Raw genomic sequence first — 13,397 nt, forward strand, 5'->3', positions numbered from 1 at the left:
AAAACATGGACCATTTGATTACCGAGGCCCTGCGCGATCTGCTGACCGGCCAATGCACGCCTGCTGTAGTACGCGCAATAGAGAGCGAAGCGGCAGCAAGCTCTGGCGCCTCACCGGCTGCTGCGGCCCTGTGGCAGCAGATTGAAGATACCGGCTTTGCCGACCTGCTGCTGCCCGAGGCCGCTGGCGGCGCAGGCCTGGCCTTGCGCGATGCCTTTGGCGTATGGGATGTGCTGGGCCAGCATGCGATGCCGCTGCCGCTGGCAGACACCATGCTGGCGCGGGCCTGGCTGGCAACCGCCGGTGTGCCATTGCCGCATGGCGCCATTGCATTGGCGCCGCAACTGGCAGTGGCGGCGGGTGGCGTGCGGGCCACCGGTGTGCGCGGCGCCCGCGTGGCGCAATGGGTGCTGGGCCAGCAGGGCGCCGATCTGCTGCTGCTGCCGGTGGCTGCGGCGCAGGCCAGTGCCAGCATTTTTGTGCTGGATGCGGATCTGCTCTGGCCCGAAGCAGCACTGGCGTCTGCAACGCGCGTGCCGGCCTTCGCCTCCTTGCTGGTCGCGCAGGCGGGGCTGGTCTCGGCCTTGCTGGCGGGCAGCCTGCTGGCGGTGTTGGAGAGCAGCCTGAACTTTGCCAACGAACGCCAGCAGTTCGGCCGCCCGATTGGCAAGTTCCAGGCGATCCAGCATGAGCTGGCGGTGATGGCCGAGCATGTGAGCGCCGCGCGCATGGCCGCACAGATCGCCTGCGAGGCCGATGGCGTGGTGGCGGACCCGCTCAAGGTGGCGGTGGGCAAGGCGCGCAGCAGCGAGGCGGCTGTCGAGGTGGCCTCGCTCGCACACTCGGTCCACGGCGCCATCGGTTTTACCACCGAGTTTGACCTGCAGCTCTCCACCCGCCGCCTGCACCTGTGGCGCCAGACGGCCGGCAGCGAAAGCTATTGGCAGCTGCAGGCGGGCCAAGCGCTGTTGGCGGCCGATGGCATGGCGCTCGATGTGATCCGCCAGATCACGGACAGCAGTGCGCCCGTAGCCTGATTTGGCACCTGATTGACCGCAGTCAGCGCCGTTTTTCGGCTATGGTGGGGGTTGTTTTCAGAAGAACAAGGAGTCAAGTCTTATGTCGGTCTACACCGAAGATGTGCAAAGCGAAGTGCGTGGCCAGCTGGGCTTTATCACGCTCAACCGGCCCAAGGCGCTGAATGCGCTGTCGCTGGCGATGGTGCGCGAGCTGCGTGATGTGCTGCTGCGCTGGCAGCAGGACGACAAGGTGCTGGCCGTCGCCATCCGGGGCAGCAACAAGGAGGGCGCGTTTGGCGCCTTCTGCGCTGGTGGCGATATCCGCTTTCTGCATGCCGCCGGCATGGCAGGCAACCCCGAGCTGGAGGATTTCTTCACCGAGGAGTATGCGCTCAATCACCTGATCCACCATTTCGGCAAGCCCTATATCGCCTTCATGGATGGCATCGTGATGGGTGGCGGCATGGGCATCAGCCAGGGTGGCAGCCTGCGCATCGTCACCGAGCGCACGAAGATGGCGATGCCCGAGACGGCCATTGGCCTGTTCCCCGATGTGGGCGGCGGCTACTTCCTGTCCCGCTGCCCCGGCCATGTGGGCGAGTACCTGGGCCTGACCGGCCAGATGATTGGCGCGGCCGATGCACTGGCCTACCGGCTGGCCGATGGCTACCTGCCCAGCGCGCAGCAGCAGGCGCTGTGGGACGGGCTGGCCAGCGGCAGCTTTGCCAACGGCGACGCGGTGCAGGCCTTTGTCAAAGCCGGCCTGGCACCTGCGCCAGAGCGTGCAGCCAACCCCGATGCAGAGATCAACCAGTACTTTGGCCTGGCCGATGTGCCGGCCATCGTCGCCGCACTGGAGGCCGGCAACAGCGACTTTGCCCGCGCCACCGCCGAGACCTTGCGCAAGCGCTCACCGCTGATGCTGTTTGTCGTGCTCGAGCAGATCCGCCGCGCTCGCGGCATGCGCCTGGCTGACGACCTGCGCATGGAGCGCGACATGGTGCGCCACTGCTTCTACCTGCGGCCCGACCGCAAGAGCGAGACGCTCGAAGGCATCCGCGCACTGGCGGTGGACAAGGACCACGCCCCCCAGTGGAGCCCCGCCCGCATCGAAGACGTGAACCTGCAGGAAGTGGCGCAGATGTTTGCCAGCCCCTGGCCTGTGGAGGCGCACCCGCTGCTGGCGCTGAACTGAGCGACAGGACAGCGCAAGCGGCTAAGTGGATGCGTAGGCGCTTGCCGCTCATCAATAGCGGGTGGGAGCCGGTGTGCTATACCTTGACGTCTGATCGTCAAGCTATCCATGAAAGGCAACAGCATGAAGCATGCAGACTCCCGGACCTCCTCGCTGCGCGTTGAGGCGAACATTGGTGAAGGCTTTTGGCGCAAGGGCCCCCAAGACAGCCTGCCGCCACCCGATATGACGGGCGCCTATATGCGCAACCGGCCGGTGCTGGGGGCGCCGGTTGCGGGGCGCAAGGCCTGGATCATCGGCAGCGGCATCGCCGGCCTGGCCGCAGCTTTCTACCTGATCCGTGACGGCGGCATGGCTGGCGAAGACATCACCATTCTGGATACCCTGGATGTGGCGGGTGGCTCGCTCGATGGTGCGGGCAATGCCGAGCAGGGCTATATCGTGCGCGGTGGCCGCGAGATGAACTGGAACTACGACAACTTCTGGGACCTTTTCCAGGACGTGCCGGCGCTGGAGCTGCCCGAGGGCTACAGCGTGCTCGACGAGTACCGCTACGTTAACGACAACGACCCCAACTGGTCCAAGGCCCGGCTGATGCACCAGCAAGGCAAGATCCGCGATTTCTCCACCCTGGGCCTGACCAAGGCGCACCAGTGGGAGATCGTCAAGCTGCTGCTCAAGCGCAAGGAGGAGCTGGACGACATCAGCATCGAATCCTATTTCAGCAAGAGCTTTCTGGAGACCAATTTCTGGTACCTGTGGCGTTCGATGTTCGCCTTCGAGAACTGGCAAAGCCTGCTGGAGATGAAGCTCTACATGCACCGCTTTCTCGATGCCATCGATGGGCTGACCGACATGTCGGCGCTGGTGTTCCCCAAGTACAACCAGTACGACAGCTTCGTCGTACCGCTGACGCGCATGCTCAAGGACAAGGGCGTGAAGGTGCAGTTCAACACCCGCGCCTATGACCTGGACATGCGCGAAGAAGCGGGCAGCCGCACGGTCACCGCGATCCGCTGCCGGTCGGCGGGCCAGGAGGTACAGATTGACGTCGGTCCCCACGATGTCGTGTTTGCGCTGACCGGCTCGATGACCGAGGGCACGGCATATGGTGATCTGGATACGGTGCCGGTGCTGGCGCGAGGCAATGAGGAGCCGGGCGATGACAGCGACTGGACCTTGTGGAAGCGCCTGGCAGCCAAGTCGCCGGTGTTTGGCCGGCCCGAAAAGTTCTATGGCGATGTGAAGGGCTCGATGTGGGAGTCGGCCACGTTGACCTGCAAACCCTCGCCACTGATCGACAAGCTCAAGGAACTGTCGGTCAACGATCCCTACTCGGGCAAGACGGTGACCGGCGGCGTCATCACCTTCACCGATTCGAACTGGGTGATGAGCTTTACCTGCAACCGCCAGCCGCATTTCCCCGACCAGCCCGGCGACGTGCTGGTGCTGTGGGTCTACGCACTGCTGATGGACAAGAAGGGCAACCATGTGCCCAAGACCATGCCTGAATGCACGGGCCGCGAGATTCTGGCCGAGCTGTGCTACCACCTGGGCATTGCCGACCAGATCGATGCGGTGGCGGCCAATACCAAGGTACGCCTGGCATTGATGCCCTACATCACCGCGCAGTTCATGCCGCGCGCCGCCGGCGACCGGCCCCGTGTGGTGCCCGAGGGCTGCACCAACCTGGCCTTGCTGGGCCAGTTTGTCGAGACCAGCAATGATGTCATCTTCACGATGGAGAGCTCGGTGCGCACGGCGCGCATCGGCGTCTACACCCTGCTGGGCCTGCCCAAGCAGGTGCCCGACATCAGCCCCACGCAATACGACATCCGCAACATCATCAAGGGTGCGCGGGCGCTGAATGGCAACCAGCCCTTTGTCGGTGAACGTTTGCTGCACCGCGTGCTGGGCAAGACCTATTTCGCCCACATTCTGCCGCCGTTGCCCGACAACGACGAGACCCTGCGCGAGCGTGCTGAATCGGAGCTGGCGCAGCTGCTGGGCAAGGGCGGCCAGGCTTTCGGCAAGCTGTCCGCCTGGCTGGAGCGCTACAGCAGCAATCTGCGCGATAAATCCAAATAATTGGCGTGCGGGGCGGCATGCCCCCATGCAAAGAGGTGGCCGCAGGGCCACCTCTTGTTGTATGCGCTGACGGTCAGGGCCGCTGGCCGATCAAGGCGTGGCGAGCTTCCACACACCGCCGCCCATGCCGTCGCCACGCTTGTCGCCCGCCTGGCTGTCCTTGGCGAAGTAGTACAGCGGCCAGCCCTTGTAGGCCCACTGCTGGGTGTTGTCGGTGCGGGTGATGATGCTGAAATCACCAATCGGCTTGGCGCCTGGGGCCACGCCCAGTGGCGGCCAGTTGGTGGCGCACTGCTGGTAGCAGGTGGAGGCACCGCTGCCAGCAGTGTCCTTGGTGAAGGTGTAGAGCGTGCGGCCATCGGGGCCGACGAGCACGCCATCGGCGGAACGCACCGGGGTGCTGGTGGCGGCTTCCTTGTGGTCCTTGTGGTGCATCGAGCCACAGGCGGTCAAAAGGACGGCCGACAGCGGAATGGCCAGTACTGCGAGCTTGGAGAACATAGACAGCATCCAGGTTGGTTGATGGTGCCGACCAATATAGTGCGCGCTGATGTAGTGCCGTGTCAGACGGGCGCGCTATATCGCAGCCCTCAGCGCCCGGCGTCAGCGCTGGCGGCAGCCAGTTTCAGTATGCGGTCAAAGGTGGCGGCAAGGGTGTCGCGGCGGTTTTGGCGGTAGTCCTCATCCGGGTCCAGCTCGTCGATGCTGCCGTCCCATTCGCGCAAATAGATAAGCTTCCACTGCTGCAGCTCCTGCAGATCAGGCCAGCGCGGCGCCATGCCGTTTTCTGCCATCACGCACAGCAGCTCGATGCGGCACGGCACGATATCGCCATCCCATTCATCGGCCTGCATGCTGTCCGGCGATGCCATCGCTTCCTGGATCTCTGCAATCAGCTGGCCGGTGGTGCCGCCGAGCCAGTCCAGTGCTGCGTCGTTGTCAAAATTGCCGTGTGACCAAGTTCCCATGCGGACCTCGCTACAAGAGATAGAGAGCAAAAAACAGGGCCACTAGTGATGGTGGCCCCTGACGGTTACGCGGAAATGGTAGCCTGTCAGCGGTTGTGCACCTTCATCGCGCGCTCGACCTCGCGTTTGCCTTCGCGGTCCTTGATCACGTCGCGCTTGTCGTGCTCTGCCTTGCCCTTGGCCAGTGCAATATCGCATTTGGCCAGGCCGTTCTTCCAGTGCAGGTTGATGGGGACCAAGGTGTAGCCCTTTTGCTCGACCTTGCCGATCAGGCGCTTGATCTCATCCTTTTTCATCAAGAGCTTCTTAATGCGCGCGGCATCCGGGCTCACATGGGTCGAGGCAGTCTTGAGCGGGTTGATCTGGCAGCCCATCAGAAAGAGCTCGCCGTTCTTGACGAGCACGTAGCCATCGGTCAGCTGGGCCTTGCCCTCGCGCAGTGCCTTGACTTCCCAGCCGTGCAGCACCATGCCCGCTTCGAAGCGTTCCTCAAAGAAATAGTTGAATGCAGCCTTCTTGTTATCGGCTATGCGGCTGTTGGTGTTGTTCGTCTTCGACATAATTGCAATATTAGGGGCAAAACGGCTTTCCCAAGCCCTTAGGGCTGCTGGATGCAGCGCTTTTTGTTCTGGTCTATGATTTTATGAATGTTTTGGGCGGCAGCCGGTTTGCTGCTGCAGCCCGCTCTCCTGTCTGCATGAAAACTGTCAACAAGTCCGTCCTGATCTGGTACAGCCCACAGGAGATGTTCGATCTCGTGGCCGATGTGCCACGCTACCCAGATTTTCTGCCCTGGTGTGACCACGCGCATGTGCTGGAGCAGCACGCCGATGGCGTCACCGCCGAGGTAGGCATTGCGTTGGCGGGCATCAAAAAATCCTTTGTCACCCGCAACACCTACGAGCCGGGCAAGCGCCTGCAGATGGCGCTGGTCAAAGGGCCGTTCTCGCAACTGCAGGGTGATTGGCGCTTTGAGCCGGTGGGCGACGGCAGCCAGCGCGCCTGCAAGGTATCGCTGAGCCTGAGCTACGGCTTTGACAGCATGGCGCTGGCCGCCGTGGTCGGCCCCATTTTCGACAAGATCGCCGCGACGATGATGGACGCGTTCATCCAGCGTGCCGAGAAGATCTATGGCTGATGCAGACACGGCGGCAGCAGCGCCCGCTGTGGCGGCTGCAGGCCTGATGCAGATCGAAGTGGTCTGGGCCGAGAATGGTGAACCCCACAGCGTGCAACTGCGGCTGCCCGCCGGTGCCAGCCTGGCCCAGGCCCTGGTTGCTGCCAGCGCACAAACCGGCCAGGTGTTTGCCGATACGCAGGACGCTGGCATCTGGGGCCGGCTGCGCTCCCGCAGCCAGCTTCTGGCAGATGGCGACCGGGTGGAGCTGTACCAGCCACTCAAGGTCGATCCGAAAAAGGCCCGCCTTGAGCGCTTTGCCAAGCAGGGCGCCCGCGGTACAGGCCTGTTTGCCCGGCGCAGGCCGCAGTCCAAAGCCGGCTATGGCGCTTGACGCCGCGCGCCTTGAATGAAAAAAGCCAAGCATCTGCTTGGCTTTTTGGCGGGTGGCGCGGGTGATCAGCAGTTGTTGAAGATGGCCTCATCGGTGCGCTTGATCTCGGAGGCGCGCTGTTCGGCATTCTGGAACACCATCTCTCCCTTTTCATTCGGTGCACGGACGGCCTTGCCGGTGTCATACATCGCCTTGGCCTGCTGCGCACGTTTGCAGTTGTCCGCCCTGGCCGCCGCTTGCTTGGCCCTCTCAGCAGCTTCGGCATCGGCCTTGGCCTTGGCGTCTGCGGCTTTTTTCGCCTCCAGCTCCTTGTCCTTGCCGGCGGCTGCCTTGGCAGCAGGGGCGGCCGCTGCAGGGGCTGGTGCCGCTGCCGCATCGCTGGCCTCGCCCTCTTGCGGGGCAGGGCTGGCATCGCGCAGTGCAGGGCCTGTGCCCGAGGATTGCACACCCTTGAGCGCGCCATAACCCTTGGGGCGCTTGACAATGTTCTTCTCCGGCACCTCCAGCCCCGGTGGTCGGTCGCTGAAGACCTTGCGGCCATCTTTGTCGATCCACTGCCACTGGGCCATGGCGGGCGCGCCAATGCCAATGGCTACCGAGAGCAAGAGCAGCTTGATGAGTTTCATAGAAGGCGAGTGTAGCGTGCCGATTGTCGGTGCCGCGCGAAGTTGTTGGTTGGAGATAACAACCTGCGTTGGAGGGGCTGTCATACCGCCGCCCTGCAAGCTGCTTACAAAAGACGGTAGAATCCTTTTTTTGGAGCCTTCACAATGCGCCTGATCGGAAAAGCGCTCACCTTCGACGATGTGTTGCTGGTGCCCGCATACTCCCAAGTCCTGCCCAAGGACGTCTCTCTCGCCACCCAATTCACCCGCAATATCCGCCTGAACCTGCCCCTGGTGTCTGCCGCCATGGACACGGTAACGGAAGCCAGACTGGCGATTGCCATCGCCCAGGAGGGCGGTATTGGTGTGATCCACAAGAACATGACCGCCGAGCAGCAGGCTGCCGAGGTCTCCAAGGTCAAGCGCCATGAATCGGGCGTTGTGCACGACCCGGTGGTCATCACGCCGGAGCACACGGTGCTGCAGATCATGCAGCTGTCCGACGAACGGGGCATTTCCGGCTTCCCGGTCTGCGACGGCGGCAAGGTGGTTGGCATCGTGACCAGCCGCGATCTGCGCTTCGAGACCCGCTACGACGTCAAGGCGCGCGACATCATGACGCCGCGCGAGAAGCTGGTGACCGTCAACGAAAAGGACGACACCACGCCCGCCGCTGCCAAGGCCTTGCTCAACAAGCACAAGCTCGAGCGCATTCTGGTGGTGAACGATGCCTTTGAACTCAAGGGTCTGATCACCGTCAAGGACATCACCAAGCAAACCACCTTCCCCAATGCCGCCCGTGACCGCGCGGGCCGTCTGCGCGTCGCTGCAGCCGTGGGCGTGGGCGCTGGTACCGAAGAGCGCGTGGACCTGCTGGTCAAGGCCGGTGTCGACGCCCTGGTGGTGGATACGGCCCACGGCCACAGCCGTGGTGTGATCGAGCGCGTGCGCTGGGTCAAGCAAAACTACCCGCAAGTCGATGTGATCGGCGGCAACATCGCCACCGGCGCAGCTGCACTGGCACTGGTCGAGGCGGGCGCGGATGCCGTCAAGGTCGGTATCGGCCCCGGCTCCATCTGCACCACCCGTATCGTGGCCGGTGTGGGCGTGCCCCAGATCATGGCTGTCGACAGCGTGGCCCAGGCGCTGCAAGGCACCGGCGTGCCCTTGATCGCTGACGGCGGCATCCGCTTCTCCGGCGATATCTCCAAGGCCCTGGCTGCTGGCGCATCCACCATCATGATGGGCGGCATGTTTGCCGGTACCGAAGAAGCCCCTGGCGAAGTGATCCTCTACCAAGGCCGCTCGTACAAGAGCTACCGTGGCATGGGCTCGATCGGTGCGATGCAGCAAGGCTCGGCCGACCGCTACTTCCAGGAATCGAGCACCGGCAACCCCAATGCCGACAAGCTGGTGCCCGAGGGCATTGAAGGCCGCGTGCCTTACAAGGGCTCGATGGTAGCCATCGTCTACCAGATGGCAGGCGGTGTGCGTGCGTCGATGGGCTACTGCGGTTGCGCATCGATTGCCGAGATGAACGAGAAGGCCGAGTTTGTGGAAATCACCGCAGCCGGTATCCGTGAATCGCATGTGCACGACGTGCAGATCACCAAGGAAGCGCCAAACTACCGCGCTGACTGATGGTCCAGAGAATGGCTGCCGCTGGCAGCCATTTTTTCGAACCCTGCGAAGGAATGCCGATGAAGCTTGCCGAAGCCCTGTTGCTCCGCGCCGACCACAAGAAAAAGCTGCTCTCCTTGCGCGAACGCATTGCGCGCAATGCCATCGTGCAGGAGGGCGAGCAGCCCAAGGAGCGGGTCGAAGACCTGCTGGCCGAGGCCACCTCGACCTTGCTGGCGCAGCAGCAGCTGGTGCGCGCCATCAACACCGCCAATGAGACGGCCCGCTTGGCCGATGGCCGTCTGCTGGCCGATATCCTGGCCGAGCGCGATACGCTGGTGGCCCAGCATTCGCTGCTGGTTGCCACCATCGCCGCCACCCACAAGGATGTGGACCGCTACAGCCAGCGCGAGATCAAATGGCTGCCGCAGATCAACGTGGCCAGCTTGCAAAAGCAGGCCGATGACCTGTCGCGCCGGATTCGCGAGACCAATGTGGTGCTGCAATCGGCCAATTGGCAGGTCGATGTGGCGGCCTAACCGTTCAAGAATTCAACAAGGGATGATTAGCTAGTTTTTGGAGCGCCACGGGCGAGTGCAAAGACCCCGGCCGGGAGCCAGGGGGTTGAAAACATACTGGGTCCCTCTGGATGCGCGGAGGGCAGCGCAAACGTGCTCAATACACGGCTTACCCATCAGCCCGGAACCACGCACCCTGTACCTTTGACAGCGTATACCTCACTACCTTGCACTGACGCGGCGCTCCTCCCTGTTGTGACAACAGCCCTTGCTGCGCTGTCGCGCCACAAGAGGCCACAGCCAAAACCCCATTGATTCTGGTCTGTTGGCATAAAACTGGTCTGAATGATAGAATCTGGTCTGAATTGATGATCAGGCCAGATTTTTTTGTCACCTACTTCCATGCACAGCGTCGGTATCTACGAAGCCAAAACCCGTTTTTCAGCGCTGGTCGAGTTGGTCGAGCAGGGCGAGGAAGTGCGCATCACACGCCACGGCAAAGAGGTGGTGCGCATGCTGCCGATGCGGCGCAAACCGGTGATCACCGACGAGCAGATCGCCCGTGAGCTGGCGCAGATCGAGGCCTTGCAGGCCAGCATTGCGCCGCCGCCCGAGGCAGATTCGGTGCCGCAACTGCGCCGCCGCGGCAGGAGCGCTGCATGAGCGCCGCCTTCAGCGCCTTTGTGCTCGATGCCTCGGTCACCGCAGCTTGGCTGCTGCCCGAAGCGGCGAGCAGCCATACCCAGCGCCTCTACGCCCGCATTCGCCGCCATGAGGTCGACCCGCAAGCGCCCAACCTGTGGTTCTGGGAATGCAGCAACCTGGTCGCCACCGGCGCCAACAGCGGCCGTATCCCGCTGGGCAGCGTCGAAGGCCTCTGGGGCGTGCTCGACGCCATACGCCACAGAGTGGAGCTGCATGAGCTGGCTCCTGCCCAGCACAAGGCTGTGCTCGATGTTGCGCTGGCCACTGGCCTGCCGGTCTACGATGCCGCCTATCTGTGGCTCGCGCAGTCGCTGCGCCTGCCATTGGCCAGTTTTGATGCCGCGCAGGTGGCAGCGGCCCGGCAATGCGGAATCACCGTGCTGGCCGCCGACGATTTTTGACCCATCACCCCCCGTTTTTTCTCCATCCAAACCCAACGATCCTGCTATGCAACACGACAAGATCCTCATCCTTGACTTTGGCTCCCAAGTCACCCAATTGATCGCCCGCCGCGTGCGCGAAGCCCATGTCTACTGCGAAGTGCATCCCTGCGATGTGAGCAGCGAATGGGTGCGCGAGTTTGCCGCTGACGGCAAGCTCAAGGGCGTGATCCTGTCCGGCAGCCACGCCAGCGTCTACGAAGTGGACGACCGCGCGCCGGATGCCGTTTTCGAGCTGGGCATACCCGTGCTGGGCATCTGCTACGGCATGCAGACCATGGCCACCCAACTGGGCGGCAAGGTTGAAGGCTCCAACAGCCGCGAGTTTGGCTACGCCGAAGTGCGCGCCCATGGCCACACCGAACTGCTCAAGGGCATCGAGGACTTCGTCACCCCCGAAGGCCACGGCATGCTCAAGGTCTGGATGAGCCACGGCGACAAGGTCACCGAACTGCCCCCAGGCTTCAAGGTCATGGCGTCCACGCCATCCTGCCCGATCGCCGGCATGGCCGACGAAGCGCGCCGCTACTACGCGGTGCAGTTCCACCCCGAGGTAACGCACACCGTGCAAGGCCAGGCCTTGCTCAACCGTTTTGTGCTCGACATCTGCGCCACCCAGGCCGACTGGATCATGGGTGACTACATCGAAGAAGCGGTTGCCAAGATCCGCGAGCAGGTCGGTGACGAAGAGGTGATTCTGGGCCTGTCCGGCGGCGTGGATTCGTCCGTCGCTGCCGCGCTGATCCACCGCGCCATTGGCGACCAGCTGACCTGCGTGTTTGTGGACCACGGCCTGCTGCGCCTCAACGAAGGCGACATGGTCATGGAGATGTTCGAAGGCAAGCTCCACGCCAAGGTCATCCGCGTCGATGCCTCCGACCTGTTCCTGGGCAAGCTCGCTGGGGTGAGCGATCCCGAAGCCAAGCGCAAGATTATCGGCGGCCTGTTTGTCGACGTGTTCAAGGCCGAGGCCGCCAAGCTCAAGGCTGGCGACGGCGGCCACAAGGGCGCCACCTTCCTGGCCCAGGGCACCATCTACCCCGACGTGATCGAGTCGGGCGGTGCCAAGAGCAAGAAGGCCGTCACCATCAAGAGCCACCACAACGTGGGCGGCCTGCCAGAGCAACTGGGCCTGAAGCTGCTGGAGCCGCTGCGTGACCTGTTCAAGGACGAAGTGCGCGAGTTGGGCGTGGCCCTGGGCCTGCCCCGTGGCATGGTCTACCGCCATCCGTTCCCCGGCCCGGGCCTGGGTGTGCGTATCCTCGGTGAAGTGAAAAAGGAATACGCCGACCTGCTGCGCCGCGCCGACGCCATCTTCATCGAAGAGCTGAACAACTGGGTAGACGACGTCACCGGCAAGACCTGGTACCACCTGACCAGCCAGGCCTTCACCGTCTTCCTGCCGGTCAAGAGCGTGGGCGTCATGGGCGATGGCCGTACCTACGACTACGTCGTGGCGCTGCGCGCCGTGCAGACCAGTGACTTCATGACCGCCGACTGGGCGGAACTGCCTTACGGGCTGCTCAAGCGTGTCTCGAACCGGATCATCAATGAAGTGCGCGGGATCAATCGCGTTACTTATGATGTGTCCAGCAAGCCGCCTGCGACGATCGAGTGGGAGTGAAACAGCGTCGTCTCACGCTGCCTCAAACAGGCTTGAAAATCACGGAAATTCCAAATGCAATAAAGGCTTAGGCGTCTCTGGGTGTCTCACCCAGTTTGCCTAAGCCGGCGCATTTGACGGTTGTCGTGACGGTATCTTTTTGCGGCGGCAAATCACATGAGATGCTGATTGCTGACCGATCGAGCACGTGGGGCCTTGGCGCTCAAAAAGAATATTCCACGTGGTGGACCGCGACGGCATGTTCGTAGCGGTGTTGCCAACTGAAGCCGGAGCGTTGCGGTACAACTACCGTTTCAATGGCTTTGGCTGCTGCGCGTCCTAGATGCCCGCTGCTTGCTTCAGGCAGAACCGCAGAACCGCAGAATCGCATCAGCCACAGCCTGCGGCGCCTCGCGCTGCGGAAAATGCCCCACGCCATCGAGCACTTGCCGCTCGTAGCCGCCCTGGAAGAAGGCTTCCCGCCCCTTTGAGCTATCGGGGTGGTTACAGGTGTCGGCGCCGCCGTGCAATACCAGCGTTGGCACCTGCAGCACCGGTGCTGGGTAGAGGCGCGCTTCGTCCTCGGCATAGGCCGGATCGCCTTCGGCGAAGCCCCAGCGGTGGCGGTAAGAATGCAGCACGACCTCGGCCCAGTCCTTCCCCTGGAACGCACGTGCCGCCTCGTCGAAATCGGCCCGGTCGTACCAGCCGGCCGGCGCCCAGGTGTCCCACATCATCCGAGTGAACGCCTCGCGTTCGTCCTGCACCGTGCGGGCGCCGCGCGGCGTGGCCATGTTCTGGAACAGCAGATAGCCAGTCCCGATACCGACCACCAGCCCCGGTACCAGCATCAGCAGATCGGGCTTTGACCAGGTAGACGGCTTCCAGTAGCGCAGGCCGTACAGATCCATCGCGATGAACAGCGGCGCCAGCAGGCCGCCTGCAGTGACCGGATCCATCACAAGCGACAGCAATGGGATACCGATGATGGCAAAGCCGCCGCCAAACGCACCTTTCATGAAGCAGATCAAGAAGACACCGGCAAAGCTGATGAGGATGGTGGTGGCAGTCAGTTCCATGCCGGCATCCTAGGGACAATTGTCAGTACAATCAAATTATTGTCAT

Annotated in this window: 15 protein-coding genes; 10 read left to right on the forward strand and 5 right to left on the reverse strand. The window is 63.0% G+C overall.

All coding sequences use genetic code 11. The features are described from left to right. Positions 1-5 precede the first annotated feature (5 nt). From MJ205_RS06565 to MJ205_RS06575, 3 genes are all read left to right on the forward strand, one after another. Positions 6-1,037 carry an acyl-CoA dehydrogenase gene (locus MJ205_RS06565; RefSeq protein ID WP_239811719.1) on the forward strand — a complete coding sequence of 344 codons (1,032 nt, stop codon included), beginning with the start codon at positions 6-8 and terminating at the stop codon, positions 1,035-1,037. A gap of 82 nt (positions 1,038-1,119) precedes the next feature. Further along, on the forward strand, positions 1,120-2,214 hold the full coding sequence (locus MJ205_RS06570) for an enoyl-CoA hydratase/isomerase family protein (protein WP_239811720.1): 1,095 nt from the start codon (positions 1,120-1,122) through the stop codon (positions 2,212-2,214). Between the two features lie 123 nt (positions 2,215-2,337). Then, positions 2,338-4,302: an oleate hydratase gene (locus MJ205_RS06575; protein WP_239811721.1), complete on the forward strand. Its 1,965-nt coding sequence runs from the start codon at positions 2,338-2,340 to the stop codon at positions 4,300-4,302. Between the two features lie 90 nt (positions 4,303-4,392). On the opposite strand, the gene MJ205_RS06580 is transcribed toward MJ205_RS06575, so the two are convergent. The 3 genes from MJ205_RS06580 to smpB form a co-directional block, all read right to left on the reverse strand. After that, positions 4,393-4,803: a COG4315 family predicted lipoprotein gene (locus MJ205_RS06580; RefSeq protein WP_239811722.1), complete on the reverse strand. Its 411-nt coding sequence runs from the start codon at positions 4,801-4,803 to the stop codon at positions 4,393-4,395. Between the two features lie 89 nt (positions 4,804-4,892). After that, the gene (locus tag MJ205_RS06585; protein ID WP_239811723.1) at positions 4,893-5,270 is read right to left on the reverse strand and encodes a DUF4259 domain-containing protein; all 378 of its coding nucleotides are present in this window, start codon (positions 5,268-5,270) and stop codon (positions 4,893-4,895) included. Positions 5,271-5,356: 86 nt separating this feature from the next. Further along, a complete protein-coding gene (smpB, locus tag MJ205_RS06590; protein WP_021027262.1) occupies positions 5,357-5,830 on the reverse strand; it encodes an SsrA-binding protein SmpB in 474 nt (157 codons plus the stop codon). 137 nt (positions 5,831-5,967) lie between these two features. On the opposite strand from smpB, the gene MJ205_RS06595 reads away from it, so the two are divergent. Both MJ205_RS06595 and MJ205_RS06600 read left to right on the forward strand, forming a co-directional pair. Next, complete coding sequence (locus tag MJ205_RS06595) at positions 5,968-6,408, forward strand: type II toxin-antitoxin system RatA family toxin (protein WP_239811724.1); 441 nt, start codon at positions 5,968-5,970, stop codon at positions 6,406-6,408. Continuing rightward, positions 6,401-6,781, forward strand: coding sequence for an RnfH family protein (locus tag MJ205_RS06600; protein ID WP_446715062.1), 381 nt, complete (start codon positions 6,401-6,403; stop codon positions 6,779-6,781). Before MJ205_RS06595 ends, MJ205_RS06600 begins: the two co-directional genes overlap by 8 nt. A gap of 65 nt (positions 6,782-6,846) precedes the next feature. Here the strand turns inward: MJ205_RS06600 and MJ205_RS06605 are convergent, their stop codons facing one another. Then, complete coding sequence (locus MJ205_RS06605; protein WP_239811725.1) at positions 6,847-7,407, reverse strand: DUF4124 domain-containing protein; 561 nt, start codon at positions 7,405-7,407, stop codon at positions 6,847-6,849. Positions 7,408-7,551: 144 nt separating this feature from the next. Here MJ205_RS06605 and guaB point away from each other — a divergent pair, with 144 nt between their 5' ends. The 5 genes from guaB (at position 7,552) to guaA (ending at position 12,293) form a co-directional block, all read left to right on the forward strand. Then, positions 7,552-9,027 carry an IMP dehydrogenase gene (guaB, locus tag MJ205_RS06610; protein WP_239811726.1) on the forward strand — a complete coding sequence of 492 codons (1,476 nt, stop codon included), beginning with the start codon at positions 7,552-7,554 and terminating at the stop codon, positions 9,025-9,027. 59 nt (positions 9,028-9,086) lie between these two features. Then, complete coding sequence (locus MJ205_RS06615) at positions 9,087-9,545, forward strand: DIP1984 family protein (RefSeq protein ID WP_239811727.1); 459 nt, start codon at positions 9,087-9,089, stop codon at positions 9,543-9,545. Between the two features lie 381 nt (positions 9,546-9,926). Beyond that, on the forward strand, positions 9,927-10,187 hold the full coding sequence (locus MJ205_RS06620; RefSeq protein WP_230777299.1) for a type II toxin-antitoxin system Phd/YefM family antitoxin: 261 nt from the start codon (positions 9,927-9,929) through the stop codon (positions 10,185-10,187). Beyond that, complete coding sequence (locus tag MJ205_RS06625) at positions 10,184-10,630, forward strand: type II toxin-antitoxin system VapC family toxin (RefSeq protein ID WP_239811728.1); 447 nt, start codon at positions 10,184-10,186, stop codon at positions 10,628-10,630. Before MJ205_RS06620 ends, MJ205_RS06625 begins: the two co-directional genes overlap by 4 nt. Positions 10,631-10,676: 46 nt before the next feature. Continuing rightward, positions 10,677-12,293, forward strand: coding sequence for a glutamine-hydrolyzing GMP synthase (guaA, locus tag MJ205_RS06630; protein ID WP_239811729.1), 1,617 nt, complete (start codon positions 10,677-10,679; stop codon positions 12,291-12,293). 338 nt (positions 12,294-12,631) lie between these two features. On the opposite strand, the gene MJ205_RS06635 is transcribed toward guaA, so the two are convergent. Further along, positions 12,632-13,351, reverse strand: coding sequence for a TSUP family transporter (locus MJ205_RS06635; protein WP_239811730.1), 720 nt, complete (start codon positions 13,349-13,351; stop codon positions 12,632-12,634). Positions 13,352-13,397 lie beyond the last annotated feature (46 nt).

Origin of the sequence: Comamonas sp. B21-038 (assembly GCF_022387135.1) — a bacterium.
GTDB lineage: Bacteria > Pseudomonadota > Gammaproteobacteria > Burkholderiales > Burkholderiaceae_C > Comamonas > Comamonas sediminis.

Excerpts from the sequence above, each read along its gene's own strand:
- MJ205_RS06565 (WP_239811719.1), top strand. The coding sequence starts at position 6 with ATGGACCATTTGATTACCGAGGCCCTGCGCGATCTGCTGACCGGCCAA.
- MJ205_RS06570 (WP_239811720.1), top strand. The coding sequence starts at position 1,120 with ATGTCGGTCTACACCGAAGATGTGCAAAGCGAAGTGCGTGGCCAGCTG.
- MJ205_RS06575 (WP_239811721.1), top strand. The coding sequence starts at position 2,338 with ATGAAGCATGCAGACTCCCGGACCTCCTCGCTGCGCGTTGAGGCGAAC.
- MJ205_RS06580 (WP_239811722.1), bottom strand. The coding sequence starts at position 4,803 with ATGTTCTCCAAGCTCGCAGTACTGGCCATTCCGCTGTCGGCCGTCCTT.
- MJ205_RS06585 (WP_239811723.1), bottom strand. The coding sequence starts at position 5,270 with ATGGGAACTTGGTCACACGGCAATTTTGACAACGACGCAGCACTGGAC.
- smpB (WP_021027262.1), bottom strand. The coding sequence starts at position 5,830 with ATGTCGAAGACGAACAACACCAACAGCCGCATAGCCGATAACAAGAAG.
- MJ205_RS06595 (WP_239811724.1), top strand. The coding sequence starts at position 5,968 with ATGAAAACTGTCAACAAGTCCGTCCTGATCTGGTACAGCCCACAGGAG.
- MJ205_RS06600 (WP_446715062.1), top strand. The coding sequence starts at position 6,401 with ATGGCTGATGCAGACACGGCGGCAGCAGCGCCCGCTGTGGCGGCTGCA.
- MJ205_RS06605 (WP_239811725.1), bottom strand. The coding sequence starts at position 7,407 with ATGAAACTCATCAAGCTGCTCTTGCTCTCGGTAGCCATTGGCATTGGC.
- guaB (WP_239811726.1), top strand. The coding sequence starts at position 7,552 with ATGCGCCTGATCGGAAAAGCGCTCACCTTCGACGATGTGTTGCTGGTG.
- MJ205_RS06615 (WP_239811727.1), top strand. The coding sequence starts at position 9,087 with ATGAAGCTTGCCGAAGCCCTGTTGCTCCGCGCCGACCACAAGAAAAAG.
- MJ205_RS06620 (WP_230777299.1), top strand. The coding sequence starts at position 9,927 with ATGCACAGCGTCGGTATCTACGAAGCCAAAACCCGTTTTTCAGCGCTG.
- MJ205_RS06625 (WP_239811728.1), top strand. The coding sequence starts at position 10,184 with ATGAGCGCCGCCTTCAGCGCCTTTGTGCTCGATGCCTCGGTCACCGCA.
- guaA (WP_239811729.1), top strand. The coding sequence starts at position 10,677 with ATGCAACACGACAAGATCCTCATCCTTGACTTTGGCTCCCAAGTCACC.
- MJ205_RS06635 (WP_239811730.1), bottom strand. The coding sequence starts at position 13,351 with ATGGAACTGACTGCCACCACCATCCTCATCAGCTTTGCCGGTGTCTTC.